Genomic DNA, 15,449 nt, shown 5'->3' with positions numbered 1-15,449 from the left:
CGCATGTGGATTGGGACAGTCTTTTCGGCGGCGACTACGACTATTTCGACCTCCCCGATCTCACTCCGGAACTCAGCGAGAAAGAAGCGTCGAGTATGGTCGAACTCGGCGGATTCGAGCCGGGAATGGATCTCCTTGACGCACCCTGCGGGCACGGCCGCCACGCCAACGTGCTGGCCTCCCGGGGCTATCGGGTGGTCGGGATCGACCGCGACGAGCGGTTCCTCGAGATGGCCCGAAACGAAGCCGAGAAAACGGGGGCCCAGGTCGATTACCGGCACGTCGACCTTCGTGAGATGTCCTTCGCCGCCGAATTCGACGCGGCCGTCTCCTGGTACAGTTCCTTCGGCTACTTCGACGATGAGACCGACCGGGACATTCTGCGACGCTACCGCCGCGCACTTCGCCCCGGCGGCCGGTTCCTGCTCGATATGCATTCCCCCTACCGGCACATTCCGAGCGTGCTGGCCAATCACGACATGCACGTCGACATCCTGCGCCGCGGGCAGGACATGGCCATCGACATCCAGGAGCTGGACGCCGAGGCCAGCCGCTACTACGCGGAGAAGACCACCATTCGCGACAACAAGGTGGAACGCGCCCGCTACAGCGTCCGCATGTTCACCGCCCCCGAGATCAGCGAGTGGTTCCGCTCCGCCGGGTTCTCCCACACCCGGGTCATGGACGAGACCGGCGCAACCTTCACCGTCAGCAGCCGCCGCCTGGTGGTGCTCGGCACCGCCTGAGCCGCCCGCGCCTCCCCCCGGACCCGACCGCCCCAAGACAGCCAACGTGACCACCATCCGCGAAAGAGGTTTCTGTGGACGCCAACTCCGTCCGTCCCAAGGCCCCGATCGACCGGTTGCGCACCTCTGACTGGGACCTCGACATCGGCTCTCTCCGCGCCTTCTACACCGCCCACCGGTGCGCCCAGATACCGCAGGTCGCCGATGTCACCGCACTCAAGGAGGCGGCCCTTTCGGCCTACCGGCAGCTGAGCGACGAGCCCGTGCTCGACGCTCAGGAACACGCGGCCGGCGACGGTTCGCTCGGCTACGGCTTCCGACTGCTGCGCATCGACGCCAAATCCGACTCACCCGCCCACGCCGAACGCGTCACCACCGTCTTCCGCGACCACGGCCTGCTCGACTGGGCCGAACATGCGGCACGTCACCTGCTGCCCGTGGTCGAGGCCATCACCGGCCGCCAACTGCACTACGGGCGGGTGTTCCTGCTGGCCTACCGCGAAGGCGACTACATCGGCCCGCACGGCGCCGAGGAGGACACCGACCTCAACCGCTTCAACCTTCAGTTCCCGCTGTGCTACGACGCCGTCGGCGCCATGCGCATCTTGCGCCAGGGCTACCTGGAGCCGCTCTACGACCGCGACGGCGACGCCCGGCTGCTCGGTCCACGCATGTGGCACGAAGTACCGCCACTGCTCCGGCTGCCCGACGGACCGGACCCCCTGCGCCTGGTCGTCTCGCTGCGGCTGATGGCGCATCGGTGACCGGCACCACGACCGGCCGCGAACGCGCGGCGCACGCCGCACAGACCGCTGCCGTGGCCGCCGAGATCTTCCGGCGCCACGGCGTGGATTTCGCGACCGCCCGCCGCGCGGCCGGCTGGACCAACGCCACCTGGCTGGGCGGCGGACTCGCCGTACGCGTCGCGGGCTCAACCGCCGCCCAGGACCTGGTGCGCGAGACCCGGCTGGCCCGGCTGCTGCCCCCTGAGGTGGGCTATCCGAGGGTGCTGGACTCCGGCACCACCCGTGGCTGCGAATGGGTGGTCACCCGGGAGATCCCCGCGACCAGCCTGGACGAGGCCTGGCCCACACTCGATGGCGAACAGCGCGTGACCGCGACCCGGCAACTGTGGGAGCGGGCCCGGTCGGTGCACCGCGTCGACCCGGCCTCCGCCGCACCCGTGGCCCGCACCCGCAACCCCTTCTACGCGCAGTCCCCCGACGAGGCCGAGGACGGCCTGCTGCGGCTGCACACGGCCGGGGTGCTCACCGACACCGAACACGAACGGCTGAGCGCCGCGCTCGACCGCCACTGGGCGGCCCTGTCCGACGCGGTCCCAGCGCTCAATCACGGCGATCTCTCCCCGGTCAACGCACTGTGGGACGGCACTGATGTGGTGTCCCTGCTGGACTTCGAGTTCGCGGTCCTCGCGCCCGTGCAACTGGACCTGAACGAACTGGTCAAAATGGCCTACGCACCCGTGCAGACGGACGCGCAGCCGACCGCCGAGGAGCACGCCGACCGGACACTGCTGCAGGAGGCGGTGGCTGACCTGGCCCGCCCGCTGCTGAGCACTGACGCCGACATCGACCTGCTCACCGGCTACTCGATCCAGCTGGAGACCTGGGGCCTGGAGCGCGAGCTGGCCAAGCCCGGCAGACAGGCGTACCCGCAATGGGAGCCCTACCGGATGCTCGTCGCCTGGGCGCACACGGACGGCGGCTGCTACGCCCCCCTGCTGGAGCGCTGAGCCGAAGCCGTCACCGGCCCTGCGAGAGAGAGGACTTGCGATGATTCGAACGCTGTTCGTGGATGCCGGCGGCGTGCTCTACAACAACATCAACGAAGAGACGGACTTCCTTGAACGGGTTGCCGACCGCTACGGCGCGAACCGGGCGGAAATCGCCCGGCGCGTCGAGGCGTCGGCGCCCGAATACGAGAGCGGCCGGCGTCATGTGCACCAAGTGCTCGCACGGCTGGTCGCGGACGGACACAGACCCTCGGCCGACACACCCACAGAAACACGCTGGCTGGACCGCGCCTACCTGGGCAGCGTCCGCCCGTACCACGACAGCTTCCGCGCCCTGCGCGCACTACGCCAGGAGCGGCCGGAGGTGACGGTGGTCCTCACCAACAACGAGGCCGAGCACTGGGACCGCCTGAAGGACGAGACCTACGGACACTTCGCGCTGTTCGACATGCTGTGCTCGTCCTGGCGCGTGGGCCGCGTGAAACCGGCACTGTCGTTCTTCACCGCGGCGCTGCACGGGTGCCGTGCTACGGCCGCCGAGACGCTGCTCATCGACGACCGTGCCACGGTGCTGCGAGTGGGGGCCGAACTGGGGATGCACACCCTGCACGTGTCCACCCCGGAGGTCTTTTCCCGCCGGCTCGGGCGGACGGTGCGGGGCGACGTGCTGCCGTCCATGCCGTGACGTCCGTCAGCGGGCGACCTCCCGGAGGTTGTCCATGACCTTCCTGAACGCCCGGGCGATGTCGTCGATGGCGTCGAGCGGGGCCAGGAGCACCTCGTGACCGAAGCTCACCACGCTCCCGTAGATGCGCTTGGCCACCGGGAGATCGAACCGCGACGGGGCCACCCTCTCCAGGAAGCGCGCATCGGTGGCGAACCGCCGGCGCGAGGCCGGCCGGTGCAGCGGATTGTCGTTCAGCGGCCGATGGGTCTGCGTCACCGCGAAGCCCAACTCGGCGGTGAGCGCGCGGGCGATCCGGTCCACCGGTGCCACGGCCAGTACCTCGTCGGGCAGCCGCACCATGTAGCGGTAGTAGCTGCGGTCGGTGGTCCCCGGGGAGGTGTCCTGCACCGTCATCCCTATTTCGCCGAGCCGGTCGGAGAGATGGTCCGCGGCCCGCACCCGGCGGGCGTTCTGCCCGTCGAGCAGGGCCAGCTGGTCCAGCAGCACCGCCGCATGGAACTCCGACAGACAGGCGTTGCTGCCCATCAGCTGACCGGTCTCCTCCAGCTCCATCTCGCCCACGTCCACCGGATCGCGGCGCACCACCCGCCCGTCCGCGCGCAGATGCTCCGCGCGCATCGCGATGTCGGCGTCATCGGTCACCAGCGCACCGCCCTCGCCGCACGTCAGCAACTTGCTCCCCTGCATGCTGAAGACCCCGGCAGTGCCGAACGCACCCACCGGCCAGTTGCCGTAACTGGCGCCGTGTGCGTGCGCGCAGTCCTCGATCAGCGGCAGTCCGTGCCGCTGGGCGATGTCCAGCAGCGAGTCCAGGTCGGCGACGGCCGAGTAGGCGTGCACCACGGTGATGGCCTGGGTCCGCTCGGTGATCGCCGCCTCCACGGCCGCCGGGTTCAGGCAGTACGTGTCCGGGTCGATGTCCACCAGCACCGGTACGGCGTTGATGCCGAGCACGGCCGACGCGGACGCCACCCAGCTCAGTCCGGGCACGATCACCTCGTCCCCGGCACCGACCCCGCACGCCTCCAGCGCGATGGCCAGCGAGGCGGTTCCCGTCGCCATCGGCACGCACATGGCGGAACGGCAGTAGTCTGCGAATGCGGCCGCGAATTGGCGCTCGTAGGACTGCCGCCCCTGATAGGCGCAGCTAATCGTCCAACGGCCGCTCATCAATACGTCTTCGAGGCTTTTCAGCGCACGCTCGCCAGGCTGCGGCCAACGCGGCCACTCGCGGTCGGACAGGCGCGGTCCACCGGAGATCGCCAGTGAATTTCTCATGATTGCCCTCGCTTTCGAGAATGCGACGGATGAAGTCGGAATTTACGCACCTACGTCAGCCGTACGCCACAGTCCCGACGATGCGCGGACCGTGAACACCTGAGGCGTTCGACCGAGGAACGCACGCAGTCGAACAGATGGGTACGCTGCAGTGAACCGGCCGCCTGGAAAACAGGTCGCCTCTTCGCGGCCAGAGGCGGGAAAACATCAGGCGAGGAGTCAGAGATGTCCGGCCACCTCCCACCGAAACACGACGCGGCCCGACCACGGGCCGGCGGGCCGGGCCCCTCCCGACCCGTCCCGACCCACGCCCGGACCGTGATCGTCGGCGGCGGGCTCGCCGGCGTAGAACTCGCCGCCGCGCTGGCCGGCCACGGCGCCCAGGACGTGCTGCTGCTGGAGGCGGGGCCCGGCCAGGACCTGGCGCACATCCATGTGACGCACCCTCAGAAGGCCGCCACCGAAATCGTCTTCGCGCCGGAGCGCGACCCGCACTTCCACCGGCCCTGGCGTTCCGCGACACCCCCGCACTACACCGGTATCTCCGGGCTGCGCTGCCGGCTGGGCGGCCGGTCCCTGTACTGGCACGGGGTGATACTGCCGCTGGAGGAGTGGGCGCTGCACCCGCCCGGGTGGCCTGCCGAGATCGTGGCCGACCTGACCACCGGCGTCGCCGGCAAGCCCTCCTGGTACGACCGGGTCACCGCCGACCTGACCGCCTGGAGCGGCGGCAGGCTGTGGGACCCCGCCCAGCCCGCCCGAACCGTCCTCGGAGGCCACGAGTTCCGCCCGTTGCCCCGGGCCTGCCGACGCCTGCCCGGCGACCGCTGGGAGGCGTACACCGCGCTGGACGCCTGGCGCGGGCCCGCCGGCCGGCCCGCCCCGCCACCCGGCGTCCAGGTGCACTGCGGCACCGAAGTGCTCGCCGTGGACGTGCGCGGCGGACGAGCCCGCGGGGTCCTGGCACGCACCGCCTACGGCACCCTGGCGACCGTCGCCGCTGACACCGTGGTGCTGTGCGCCGGCACCGTGGAGAGCACCCGGCTGGCCGTGCATGCCCTCACCGAGGCGGGCGCCCTGCCCCAACCCCGGCTCGGAGGCCTCGCCGACCACATCGTGCAGGGCTTTGTGGCCCGGCTGCCCGCCGACCGCCTGCCCGCACCCGGCTCGTACCACCTGCCCACCGACCCGGCGCTGCGCTCCTACCTGCGGATGGACATCCACGACGACGGGCCCGGCCGGGCACTGCTGGACGTGCGGGTCACCGGAGAGCAACTCCCCAACGAGCGCAGCGCGGTGGAGTGCCGGCCGTCCGACGAACTGCCCTGGCAGGCCCGCATCCACACCGAACTGCTCCCAGAGGACCGCAAGATGATCAGCGGACAGCGCGACCTGCTGTGCGACTTCTGGGCGCTGGCCGCCGCCGAACTGGGGGCGCCCGCCACCCCTCTGGAGTTCACCGACTTCGGGGACGCCGACCGCGACAACACCCGGGTGCTACCCGACCGCACCCGCCGCCAGTCGGCAGGCCTGCCCGAGACCTGGACGAGTCTGCTCGGCACCGAGGACCATGAGGGCGGCAGCTTGCCGCTCGGCCGGCTGCTCGATGCGCGCCACGCCTTCACCGCGCTGCCCGGTCTCTACGCCGCGGGCCCGGCCGTCTTCCCCCGCCTGGGCGCCGCCAACCCGTCCCTGACCGCCATCGCGCTGTCCCGCCGGCTTGCCGCACTACTGGCCGAAGCCTGACGCCGGCGCTGCGCACAGCAGCATCCTCGGTATGCACCCGGGCGCGCATACCGAGGCCCCGACGCCCGTCGGCGCCCCATGAGCCCACCGCGCCACACCCAGGGAGGAACCACAGTGCCGGGACCGGGATACCGCTTCTTCGGCGACGAGGAGCGCGCCAATGTTATGGCTGTGCTCGACCGCTGGTACGCCCACCGAGAGGCATTCGACGACCCCGGCGAGGGGGAGTGGGTCCGCCGCTTCGAACGAGCGGCGGCCGAACGCTTCGGCACCGCCCACTGCCTCGGCGTCAACAGCGGCACCTCCGCGCTGGTCGCGGCCCTCGTGGGACTCGGCATCGGACCGGGGGACGAGGTCATCGTGCCTGGCTACATGTTCGTCGCCTCGATCGCGGCAGTACTGCACTGCGGTGCCGATGTGGTGCTCGCCGAGGTCGACGAGTCCCTCACCCTGGACCCGGCCGACGTACGGGCCAGGATCACCCCCCGCACCCGGGCGATCATGCCCGTGCACATGCTGGGCGCACCCGCCGACATGACTGCGCTGCGCGACCTCGCCGACAAGCACGGACTGCAACTGCTGGAAGACTGCGCGCAAAGCGCCGGCGGAAGTTACCGGGGCTGGCCGCTCGGCACCCTGGGCAGCGCCGGTGCATTCTCCCTCAACCACTACAAGGTGATCACCTCGCTGCAGGGCGGGTTCGTGCTCAGCGATGCCCCGCTGGTCTTCCAGCGGGCCTACTCCTTCCACGACCAGGGCTGGTTCCCCTACCGCCAGGACCGCGGCGAGGGCGACCTGCTGCTCGGTATGAACCTGGGCCTCGGCGAACTGCACGCCGCCGTGGGGCTCGCGCAGCTCAACAAGCTCGATCTGATCCTCGGCCGCATCCGCGACGTCAAACGCCGGCTGGTCGAGGCGATCGGCGAATTGCCCGGGGTGCGCGGCAGGACCCTGCACGACCCTGCGGGGGAGTGCGGCACCGTCGCCGTGTACGTCTTCGAGGATGCAGCGCACGCCCAGGACGTCGCCGACCGGCTCGGAACCCGAACACTCCTCGACTCGCCGACGCACTACTACGCCGGGCTGCCGGCGCTCACCGCATTCGGCCGCGGCGACCGCTCCACCGTGCCGTTCCGCGCCCCGGGCGGGCGCCCCACGCATCCCTTCGAACCCGGCGTGCTGCCCCGCACCGACAGCGTCCTCGCCCGCTCCCTCGCCCTCGCCACCGGCGTCTCCGACGGCTACCTCGGCCCCGGAACCGGCGTCCACGCCGACTCCTCGCACGCCGAGATCGACCACGCCGCCGACACCTTCCGCCGCGCGGTCAAGGGCGAGGCGCATCCCTGAGGAACCGTCAGGCACGTCGGCCGTCCGCACGACCGGCACTGCAGCATCCCGGCAGGAACTGCCGGGCGCCCGGCACACCGGGCAGGACGACCGCCCCGTGGACGGTACGCCCACGACGCGGCGGGGGCTCTCCGGTGGGGCCGGCCCGACACCGGCACCACCCAAGCCGTCACGCACCCGCATCATGCAGCAGCCCGGTCAGTTCGTCCGCGACCCCCTCCGCCGCGTACATCAGCCAGCGCCCGTCCAGCCGGCTGCCCCCTCGCAGGTCGTCAACCCGACCACCGGCCTCCCGCACCAGTAGGGCGGCCGGCGCCCGGTCCCAGACATGGCCGCCCTCGTCGACCACCGCGTCGGCACGGCCCTCCAGCAGGTCGGCGACCAGGCACACCGAGGACTCGATCCAGCGCATCCGGTCGCGCACCGGCTCGACGGGGGAGTCCGGCATCAGGAAGCCACCCACCCGGGCCGTCCGCAGCGGCACGCCCGCCCCCGGTATGCAGAGCGCACGCGCCGCCGGCAGCGGACCGCCGCCGGTGGAAGCGAACGCGCCCCCACCCCGAACCGCCCACCACTTGGCGCCCTCGGTGGGCCGGCTCAGCACGGCGACCCGCAGCTCCCCATCGACCTCCAGGGCCACATGGGTACCCCACCCGCGCTCTCCGGCCAGGAAGGGGATCGTGCCGTCGATGGGATCCAGGATCCAACGGCGCCGGGACGCGGTCCCGAGCGCGCCGCTCTCCTCGCTCAGCACCGCGTCCCCGGGCCGTTCCGCCGCCAGTACCGCCAACATGGCTTTCTCCACGGCGAGATCGGCCTCGCTGACCGGGCTTCCGTCGCTCTTGCGCCGCGCGGTCGGCTGCCGTCCGAAGAATCCCAGCGCCAATTCGCCGGCCATTTCCTCCAGTCGGTGCGCGAGGCGCACATCACTGTCATCAGCCATCAGCCCACCATATCCGTGGAGCCGTTGCCCGGCGGTTGTCCGCATGTTCCCGGCAGTCAGTTGAACGCCTTTCCGGGAAAAGCCTCATGGCCGCCCACGGTGTTAGCCTCTGGCATGCTCTTGGAGAATACGTTCGTGGAACGCCGGAGCCTTCTCCGGCTTGTCGAGGAAAACTTCCAGGATTTCTTCCCGAGCGGCCGAGAATTGCCCGAGCCGGAGTTCTTCCCACTGGGCGAGGACAGCTGGTCATACCGCTGCGGACCGCTGTGGATCAGCATCCGCCGCGACCTGGACGGCCATTTCCCCGGGGCCTACGAAGTGCCGCTGCTGCTGCGCGAGAGCGGGAAGGAGTTCGTCCTCGCCCCGCTCGCCGGGCACGACGGACGGGTGGTCCACCGGATCGCGGACTTCCCCGTCGTGACGTTCCCCTACGTCGAGCGTGCCACCGCCTCCTCCGCACCCCCCACGCCCGGCCAGATCGACCTGCTGATGAGCCAGTTGCATGAGGTGCACACATTTGAACCGCCCGCCTCCCGGCCCGTCGAGCTGCCCACCGAGGACTTCCGGTTCCCCTTCGACAACGACCTCGACAAGGCGCTGCAAGTCGCGCTGAACGGCGCCGCCGCCCAGTGCGGACCCTACGGCGGCCGGCTGGCCGACCTGGTGGCCCGGCGGTGGGGCCACCTCACCGACCTGCGCGAGGAGGCCGCCCGGGTGGCCGACCGGTGCACCGCGCGGTGGCGCGGCGAACGCCCCGCGCTGACACATGGCGACCCCAGCTTGACCAACGTCCTGTTCGGACAGGGCGTGGACATCATCGACTGGGGCGGGGCAATGTGGGCCCCGCCGGAGCGCGACTGGGCCGCCCTGACCCGGGTGTTCGGAACCGCCCCCCAGGGTCGCCCGGCGTTCCTGCGGTTCTACGAACTCCGCTGGACGCTCGCCGAGGTCGCCGAGTACGCCACCCGGTTCACCGGCCCCCACACCGGAGACGCCGACGACGATGCCATGTGGGGCCGGCTGGCGCGCTACCTCCCGCAGGCCTGAACCCGCCTACGCCGCCGCATCCCTCCCGTGACCACCTCGTACCGAAAGGTCAGCCGTGAGCCTGGTCAGCGTCCACAATGAAGGGGACCCGTACTCCACCCTCGTCCTGGATCGGGATGAGCATGCTGGTTCTCCGGCCGGGCGCGGTCCTCGTGGACCGACAGCGACAGCTGATGCGGGTGCTGGAGCGGCACGGCGTGGTCGTGCTGCCGCTGCGGCTGCCCCGCTCCCGGATGCTCGCGGGAGCTTCCACGGCATCACCCCGTCATCCGCAGGACCGGAGCCTGGAGACGCACCGCTTCTGACCCCGCCGGTCCCGCCGTCCCCACGTCGCCGGTGGCCGCGGAGCCCCGCAGCCCCACCGACGATGCCGACACGCATCGACTGAACCATTGTGAGAGGAGGCGCAAATGCGTCCGCTCAGTGTGCAGGGCGCCTGGCTGTCGGAGACCCGTGCGTTCGCCGACGACCGGGGCGAGTTCCAGGAGCTGTACAGCGGCCGGTCGTTGAGCGCTGTGCTCGGCTACGAACCCGGGGTCGCCCAGGTCAACCGGTCCGTTTCGCGGCAAGGGGTGCTGCGGGGGGTGCACTTCGCCCAGGCCCCGCCCGGCCAGGCCAAGTACGTCACCTGTCTCAGCGGCGCCGTGCTGGACGTGGTGGTGGACATCCGGACCGGCTCGCCCACGTACCGCTCCTGGGAGGCCGTTCGACTCGACGACCCGTACCGCAGCCTGTACGTCGAGGCAGGGCTCGGCCACTCCTTCATGGCCCTCACCGACGACGCCGTCGTTGTCTACCTCACCTCGCAGGGCTACGCCTCCGGGCGGGAGCACGGGGTGCATCCGCTCGACCCGGACCTCGCCATCGCCTGGCCCGGGGACATCGAGCCGGTGCTCTCCGAGAAGGATCAACAGGCCCCGGGCATGGAGGAGATGGAGCGGCGTGGCCTGCTGCCGTCCTTCGACGAATGCGTCGCCTTCCACCGCTCCCTGCGCGAGCGGCACGTGGTCTGAGCACCCGACGAAACGGCCCACCGTGAACTCTCACGGTGGGCCCCTCGTATGCGTGCTCCTGGTACAGGTGGTGCTCCCCGGCACACGGGCCGGCAGGTCACAGCAGCCGGGGCACGGGATGGCCGACGGCCTCACAGAGTGCGGGGAACGCCTCCGCCAGGGCGGTGTGCCAGTTCCGCAACGGCTCGAGCCCCGCCTCCCGCCAGCGGGGCTGGTCCAGCACGCTGTACCCGGGCCGGGTGGCCGGCCGGGCCAGCGCCAGGCTGGTGGTGGGCCGGACCCGGCCGGGGTCGGCGCCCAGCAGCCGGAACGTCTCCCGGGCCAGCGTGTACCAGGTGGTGCCGCCCGTGTTGGTCGCGTGGTAGATCCCGGCCGGCGCCGTTCCTGCCAGCGCCGCCGAGCCCAGCGCCGCCAACCGGTCGGCGAGGTCTGCGGTCCACGTCGGCTGGCCGTGCTGGTCGTCCACGACCGGCACGGTGTCCTGCTCGGCCTCGAGCCGGATCATCGTGGCCACGAAGTTGGGCCCGCCCGCCCCGTATAACCACGCCGTGCGGACCACGTAACCGGCTTCCGGAAGGATGTCCAGCACCGCCCGCTCCCCGGCCTGCTTGGTGCAGCCGTACACCGTGCGCGGTCCGGTGGGGTCGTCTTCTCGGTACGGCCGCCCGGCTGACCCGGCGAACACGTAGTCGGTCGACAACTGGAGAAGTACGGCGCCCAGGGCGCGGCATGCCTGCGCCAGATGACGCGGCCCGTCGCCGTTGACCGCCATGGCCCGGGACGGCTCCGACTCTGCCGCGTCGACCGCGGTCCACGCCGCGCAATTGACTACCACCGTCGGCCGGTGGCGCGCCAGGGCGGACCGCACGGCCGCGTCGTTCGTGAGGTCCAGGGCGCCGCGGCCGAGCGCGGTCACCGCGGCTCCCCGACGGACCAGCAGGGAGGTGAGCTCGCGCCCCAGCATGCCGGACGCACCGGTGACGAGCCAACGCGGGCGAGGGTACGGGGACATGGTGTCGGTCTCCGAGGGGTGCGTGCCGGGCGTCGGGCGGCGGGCGGGACGGGGACGCCCCGTTCAGGCGGGCAGCGAGCCGGCCGGGAGCAGCGGTTCCCACCAGGAGCGGTGCGCGCGGTACCAGGCGACGGTGGCGGCCAACCCGTCGGCCAGGCCGGTGGTCGGCACGAAGTCCAGCTCCCGTTGGATCCGGGTGGAGTCCACCGAGTAACGCCGGTCGTGTCCCTTGCGGTCCTCGACCTGCTCCACGCTGCTCCAGTCGGCACCACACGCCTCCAGCAGCAGTCCCACCAACTCCTTGTTGCTCAGTGCGGCGCCCCCTCCGATGTTGTACACACGACCGGTCCGGCCGCGGGTGCGGACCGCCTCGATGCCCCGTACATGGTCGTCGACATGCAGCCATTCCCGCACGTGCAGTCCGTCCCCGTACAGCGGTACCCGGTGCCCGTCCATCAGCAGGGTGATGAACCGGGGGATGAGCTTCTCCGGGAACTGGTGCGGACCGTAGTTGTTGGAGCAGCGGGTCACCCGCACGTCGAGTCCGTGGCTGAGGTGGTGGGCCAGGGCGAGCAGCTCGGCCGATGCCTTGGACGCGGAGTAGGGGCTGCTGGGCCGCAGCGGTTCGTCCTCGGTCCACGAGCCGTGCTCGATGGACCCGTAGACCTCGTCGGTGGACACCTGGACGAAGGGCGCCACCCCGTGCCGCCGAGCCGCGTCCAGCAGGGTCTGGGTGCCGTGCACATTGGTCTGCACAAAGGCGGAGGCGTCGAGCAGTGAGCGGTCCACATGAGACTCGGCGGCGAAGTGCACGACCTGGTCCTGGTCGGCCATCACCCGGTCGACCACGGCCGCGTCGCAGATGTCGCCCTGGACGAACCGGTACCGGGGGTGGTCGCGCACGACGGCCAGATTGGCCGGGTTGCCCGCGTAGGTCAGGGCGTCAAGGACGGTCACCACCACATTGGGCGGCCCGTCGGGGCCGAGCAGGGCGCGGACGTAGCGGGAGCCGATGAAACCGGCCCCTCCGGTGACGAGCAGGTGTGTGGTCATGGCAACGGGCTCCGCTTTCCGGTCGGAACGGGTCGGGCGGGAACAGGCGCTGTGGACGGGGAGACGGGCGCCGGCGAGGCGCTGGGGCAGGACGGTCCGGGGCAAGGGACATCACGAGGAGATCTGCGCTTTGCTGTGGTCGCCGAGCACCAGCCGATGGGCGTACGGCACCGGCGGCGCGGACGTCACCCGCACGTGCCGGCCGATGAGCGACGCTTCGATACGCCGCACCCCGCAGATCGAGGCGCCGCGCAGCACGATGGAGAACTCGACCTCGCTGTCCTCGACGAGGCAATCCTCGGCGATGGAGGTGAACGGCCCCACGTAGGAGCCGGTCACGACCGCGCCCGCACCGATCACCGCGGGGCCCACCACACGGGAGTTGCGCACCTCGGCGCCCCCCTCGATCCGGACCCGGCCGATCAGGTCGCTGTGCTCGTCCACCAGGCCGTCGCAGCGCGGCTCGACGGCTTCCAGCACGAGTCGGTTCACCTCCAGCATGTCGGCCACATTGCCGGTGTCCTTCCAGTAGCCGGTGATCCGTGTGGAGCGCACGTCCCGACCGGTGTCGATCAGCCACTGCACCGCGTCGGTGATCTCCAACTCCCCGCGCCAGGACGGCTTGACGGCCCGCACGGCCTCGTGGATCGCGGGGGAGAAGAGGTACACCCCGACCAGGGCGAGGTCGCTCTTTGGGTGGGTGGGCTTCTCCTCCAGCCCGCGCACCCGGCCCGACGCACCCAGTTCGGCAACGCCGAAGGACCGGGGGTCGGACACATGGGTGAGCAGCACATGCGCGTCCGGCCGGACGGCACGGAACTCCCGTATGGGGCCCTCGATGCCGCCCACCACGAAGTTGTCGCCGAGATACATGATGAAGTCGTCCTCGCCCAGAAAATCGCGGGCGACCAGCACGGCGTGTGCGAGTCCCAGTGGTTTCGACTGTGGGATGTAGCTCACGTCGAGACCGAATTTCGAGCCGTCCCCAACGGCCTCACTGATTTCGCCGAAAGTATCGCCGACGACGATACCGACATCGGTGATGCCGGCTGCGGCGATCGCCTCCAGTCCATAGAACAGGACGGGTTTGTTGGCGACCGGGACCAGCTGCTTTGCGGACGTGTGCGTGATGGGCCTGAGGCGAGTGCCCGCGCCGCCTGCTAATACAAGCGCTTTCATGTCGTTCTCCCTGCGTGGTCTCGGAAACACGAGGCGTCGGGCTGCCGGGAAGGATGGCCGCGCCGCGGGCCGGTGGTGGAAGCCATCCGGCCGGTGTGTGGCGCGTTCCCGCCGCGCGGTCGATCCGTTCGTTTATGAAGCGTGAGCCCTCGACGGTCGATGGATTGTCCGCAGTGGCCGGAAAGGGGCGCCGGCGGGCGCAGCCGGCTTCACGGGCTCGCCCGGCACCGCCTCTCCTGCCCTTCCGCCCCCGTGGTGGCGGGGCAGAACCGGACACTCATTCTGTTTTCAGGATCGCTTTTCAGGATCGCTTTTCAGTCGCTTTACTTAAGCGTTCATGGGTGCTAAGCATATGACAGGTGAAAATTTTAAGGAACCGCTCTGTGCTGCCATGAATGTCTGATGACCGAAGGGTAGGTAATGGAGCCCAATTTAGGTAATAGTCCCGTTAAAGCCCTACAGTGGCCAATGGAGTGCCCGGGAGAATCGGACGAGGGCAACTTGAAACTATCGGACGTGATCATGGTGCCGATCGGTTCGCTGCTGCCATCAGATTCCCCACGAAGCGCCGGTGAGGACGCCGAGCACATCCGTACTCTCGCGGAATCCGAAGCGGAACTGCCACCCATTGTGGTGATGTCTTCCACGAAGCGCGTCATCGACGGCATGCACAGGCTGCGAGCCACCGAACTCCGCGGTGCCACCGAGATCGCGGTCCGGTACTTCGAGGGCGAGGCGAAGGAGGCATTCGTCTTCGCGGTGAAATCCAACATCACCCACGGCCTGCCGCTCTCCCTCGACGACCGCAAGGCCGCGGCGACCCGCGTCCTCGACAGTCATCCGCTCTGGTCCGACCGGGCCATCGGACTGGCGACCGGACTCTCGGCGAAGACGGTCAGAACCCTGCGATCCTGTTCGACTGCGGGGCATCCGCAGTCGAACGTGCGCATCGGCCGCGACGGGCGGGCCCGGCCCCTGGACCCCACCGAGGGGCGAAAGCTGGCAGGACGTCTGATCCAGGAGAACCCCTCGGCATCGCTGCGCCAGATCGCCGCACAGGCCGGGGTGTCCCTGAGTACCGTCTCCGACGTCCGCAAGCGACTGCGTCACGGCGAGAGCCCGCTGCCTGAACGCGGCCGCGAGCAGGGGCAGCCGACGGCCGCCCAACAATCACGGGTCCGTGCCGACCGGGCCGAGGCGAACGGGCCGTCACGCGCCATGATGCTGCGTCACCTCAGCCGCGACCCGTCCGTACGGCTCACCGAGGACGGCCGGGTGCTGCTGCGCTGGCTCAACGTGGTGGCCGTGCGCAGCCAGGATTGGGACCGGCTGCTGGGCAACGTGCCACCGCACCGTGTCCAGGTCATCGCCGAACTCGCCCGCGGCTGCGCCGAGATATGGCAGCGGGTGGCCGAGCAACTGGGGCAGGCCGACGCCGACGAGACGGACGGTCAGGCCCTGCACGACGCCGACAGGCCACCGCACCGGGCCGCTCTGCGGTCGGGCCTGAGGCGGGCCGTCGATGTCCCGGTCGCCCGGCCGGACGAGCGGGCCCTGCACGAGCTCGGCAAGGCTGCCCGACCCTGGTAAGGCCGCCCGGCCTCGCCGGCCGGGCCCGTTCGGGTCCCGGCGGCCGGCCGCGGC

General features: G+C 70.5%; 15 protein-coding genes. 10 read left to right on the top strand and 5 right to left on the bottom strand.

Features of this window, described 5'->3' with window-relative positions; all coding sequences use genetic code 11:
• The first annotated feature begins 5 nt into the window (after positions 1-5).
• The 4 genes from OHS81_RS06400 to OHS81_RS06385 all read left to right on the top strand — a co-directional run bounded on the left by OHS81_RS06400 (position 6) and on the right by OHS81_RS06385 (position 3,184).
• Positions 6-746: a class I SAM-dependent methyltransferase gene (locus OHS81_RS06400; RefSeq protein ID WP_328383245.1), complete on the top strand. Its 741-nt coding sequence runs from the start codon at positions 6-8 to the stop codon at positions 744-746.
• Positions 747-820: 74 nt separating this feature from the next.
• On the top strand, positions 821-1,510 hold the full coding sequence (locus tag OHS81_RS06395; RefSeq protein WP_328383244.1) for a StsF protein: 690 nt from the start codon (positions 821-823) through the stop codon (positions 1,508-1,510).
• A complete protein-coding gene (locus tag OHS81_RS06390) occupies positions 1,507-2,499 on the top strand; it encodes a phosphotransferase family protein (RefSeq protein ID WP_328383242.1) in 993 nt (330 codons plus the stop codon). Before OHS81_RS06395 ends, OHS81_RS06390 begins: the two co-directional genes overlap by 4 nt.
• Before the next feature lie 40 nt (positions 2,500-2,539).
• The gene (locus OHS81_RS06385; protein WP_328383240.1) at positions 2,540-3,184 is read left to right on the top strand and encodes an HAD family hydrolase; all 645 of its coding nucleotides are present in this window, start codon (positions 2,540-2,542) and stop codon (positions 3,182-3,184) included.
• A gap of 6 nt (positions 3,185-3,190) precedes the next feature.
• Here the strand turns inward: OHS81_RS06385 and OHS81_RS06380 are convergent, their stop codons facing one another.
• Complete coding sequence (locus OHS81_RS06380) at positions 3,191-4,465, bottom strand: DegT/DnrJ/EryC1/StrS aminotransferase family protein (protein ID WP_328383238.1); 1,275 nt, start codon at positions 4,463-4,465, stop codon at positions 3,191-3,193.
• Between the two features lie 225 nt (positions 4,466-4,690).
• On the opposite strand from OHS81_RS06380, the gene OHS81_RS06375 reads away from it, so the two are divergent.
• A complete protein-coding gene (locus OHS81_RS06375; protein WP_328383236.1) occupies positions 4,691-6,211 on the top strand; it encodes a GMC oxidoreductase in 1,521 nt (506 codons plus the stop codon).
• A gap of 114 nt (positions 6,212-6,325) precedes the next feature.
• Positions 6,326-7,558, top strand: a complete 1,233-nt coding sequence (locus OHS81_RS06370) for a DegT/DnrJ/EryC1/StrS aminotransferase family protein (protein ID WP_328383234.1) — start codon at positions 6,326-6,328, stop codon at positions 7,556-7,558.
• Between the two features lie 169 nt (positions 7,559-7,727).
• Here the strand turns inward: OHS81_RS06370 and OHS81_RS06365 are convergent, their stop codons facing one another.
• Complete coding sequence (locus OHS81_RS06365) at positions 7,728-8,504, bottom strand: inositol monophosphatase family protein (RefSeq protein ID WP_328390941.1); 777 nt, start codon at positions 8,502-8,504, stop codon at positions 7,728-7,730.
• A gap of 132 nt (positions 8,505-8,636) precedes the next feature.
• Between OHS81_RS06365 and OHS81_RS06360 the strand changes: the two genes are divergently transcribed.
• The 3 genes from OHS81_RS06360 to OHS81_RS06350 all read left to right on the top strand — a co-directional run bounded on the left by OHS81_RS06360 (position 8,637) and on the right by OHS81_RS06350 (position 10,561).
• On the top strand, positions 8,637-9,548 hold the full coding sequence (locus tag OHS81_RS06360) for a phosphotransferase (RefSeq protein WP_328383232.1): 912 nt from the start codon (positions 8,637-8,639) through the stop codon (positions 9,546-9,548).
• 116 nt (positions 9,549-9,664) lie between these two features.
• On the top strand, positions 9,665-9,853 hold the full coding sequence (locus OHS81_RS06355; protein WP_328383230.1) for a hypothetical protein: 189 nt from the start codon (positions 9,665-9,667) through the stop codon (positions 9,851-9,853).
• Positions 9,854-9,958: 105 nt separating this feature from the next.
• Positions 9,959-10,561 (top strand): dTDP-4-dehydrorhamnose 3,5-epimerase family protein, encoded by a 603-nt coding sequence (locus OHS81_RS06350; protein WP_328383228.1) that lies wholly within the window; start codon positions 9,959-9,961, stop codon positions 10,559-10,561.
• 97 nt (positions 10,562-10,658) lie between these two features.
• Here OHS81_RS06350 and rfbD read toward each other — a convergent pair whose 3' ends face one another.
• The 3 genes from rfbD to OHS81_RS06335 all read right to left on the bottom strand — a co-directional run bounded on the left by rfbD (position 10,659) and on the right by OHS81_RS06335 (position 13,805).
• Entirely contained in the window at positions 10,659-11,573 is a 915-nt protein-coding gene (gene rfbD, locus OHS81_RS06345; protein WP_328383226.1) for a dTDP-4-dehydrorhamnose reductase, read from the bottom strand.
• Between the two features lie 63 nt (positions 11,574-11,636).
• Positions 11,637-12,626: a dTDP-glucose 4,6-dehydratase gene (gene rfbB / locus OHS81_RS06340; protein WP_328383224.1), complete on the bottom strand. Its 990-nt coding sequence runs from the start codon at positions 12,624-12,626 to the stop codon at positions 11,637-11,639.
• Between the two features lie 111 nt (positions 12,627-12,737).
• Positions 12,738-13,805 carry a glucose-1-phosphate thymidylyltransferase gene (locus OHS81_RS06335; protein ID WP_328383222.1) on the bottom strand — a complete coding sequence of 356 codons (1,068 nt, stop codon included), beginning with the start codon at positions 13,803-13,805 and terminating at the stop codon, positions 12,738-12,740.
• Positions 13,806-14,225: 420 nt separating this feature from the next.
• Between OHS81_RS06335 and OHS81_RS06330 the strand changes: the two genes are divergently transcribed.
• The gene (locus tag OHS81_RS06330) at positions 14,226-15,395 is read left to right on the top strand and encodes a ParB/RepB/Spo0J family partition protein (RefSeq protein ID WP_328383220.1); all 1,170 of its coding nucleotides are present in this window, start codon (positions 14,226-14,228) and stop codon (positions 15,393-15,395) included.
• Positions 15,396-15,449 lie beyond the last annotated feature (54 nt).

This window comes from Streptomyces sp. NBC_00400 (genome assembly GCF_036048035.1).
Lineage (GTDB): Bacteria > Actinomycetota > Actinomycetes > Streptomycetales > Streptomycetaceae > Streptomyces.
This window is presented reverse-complemented; position numbering and strand designations above follow the sequence as displayed.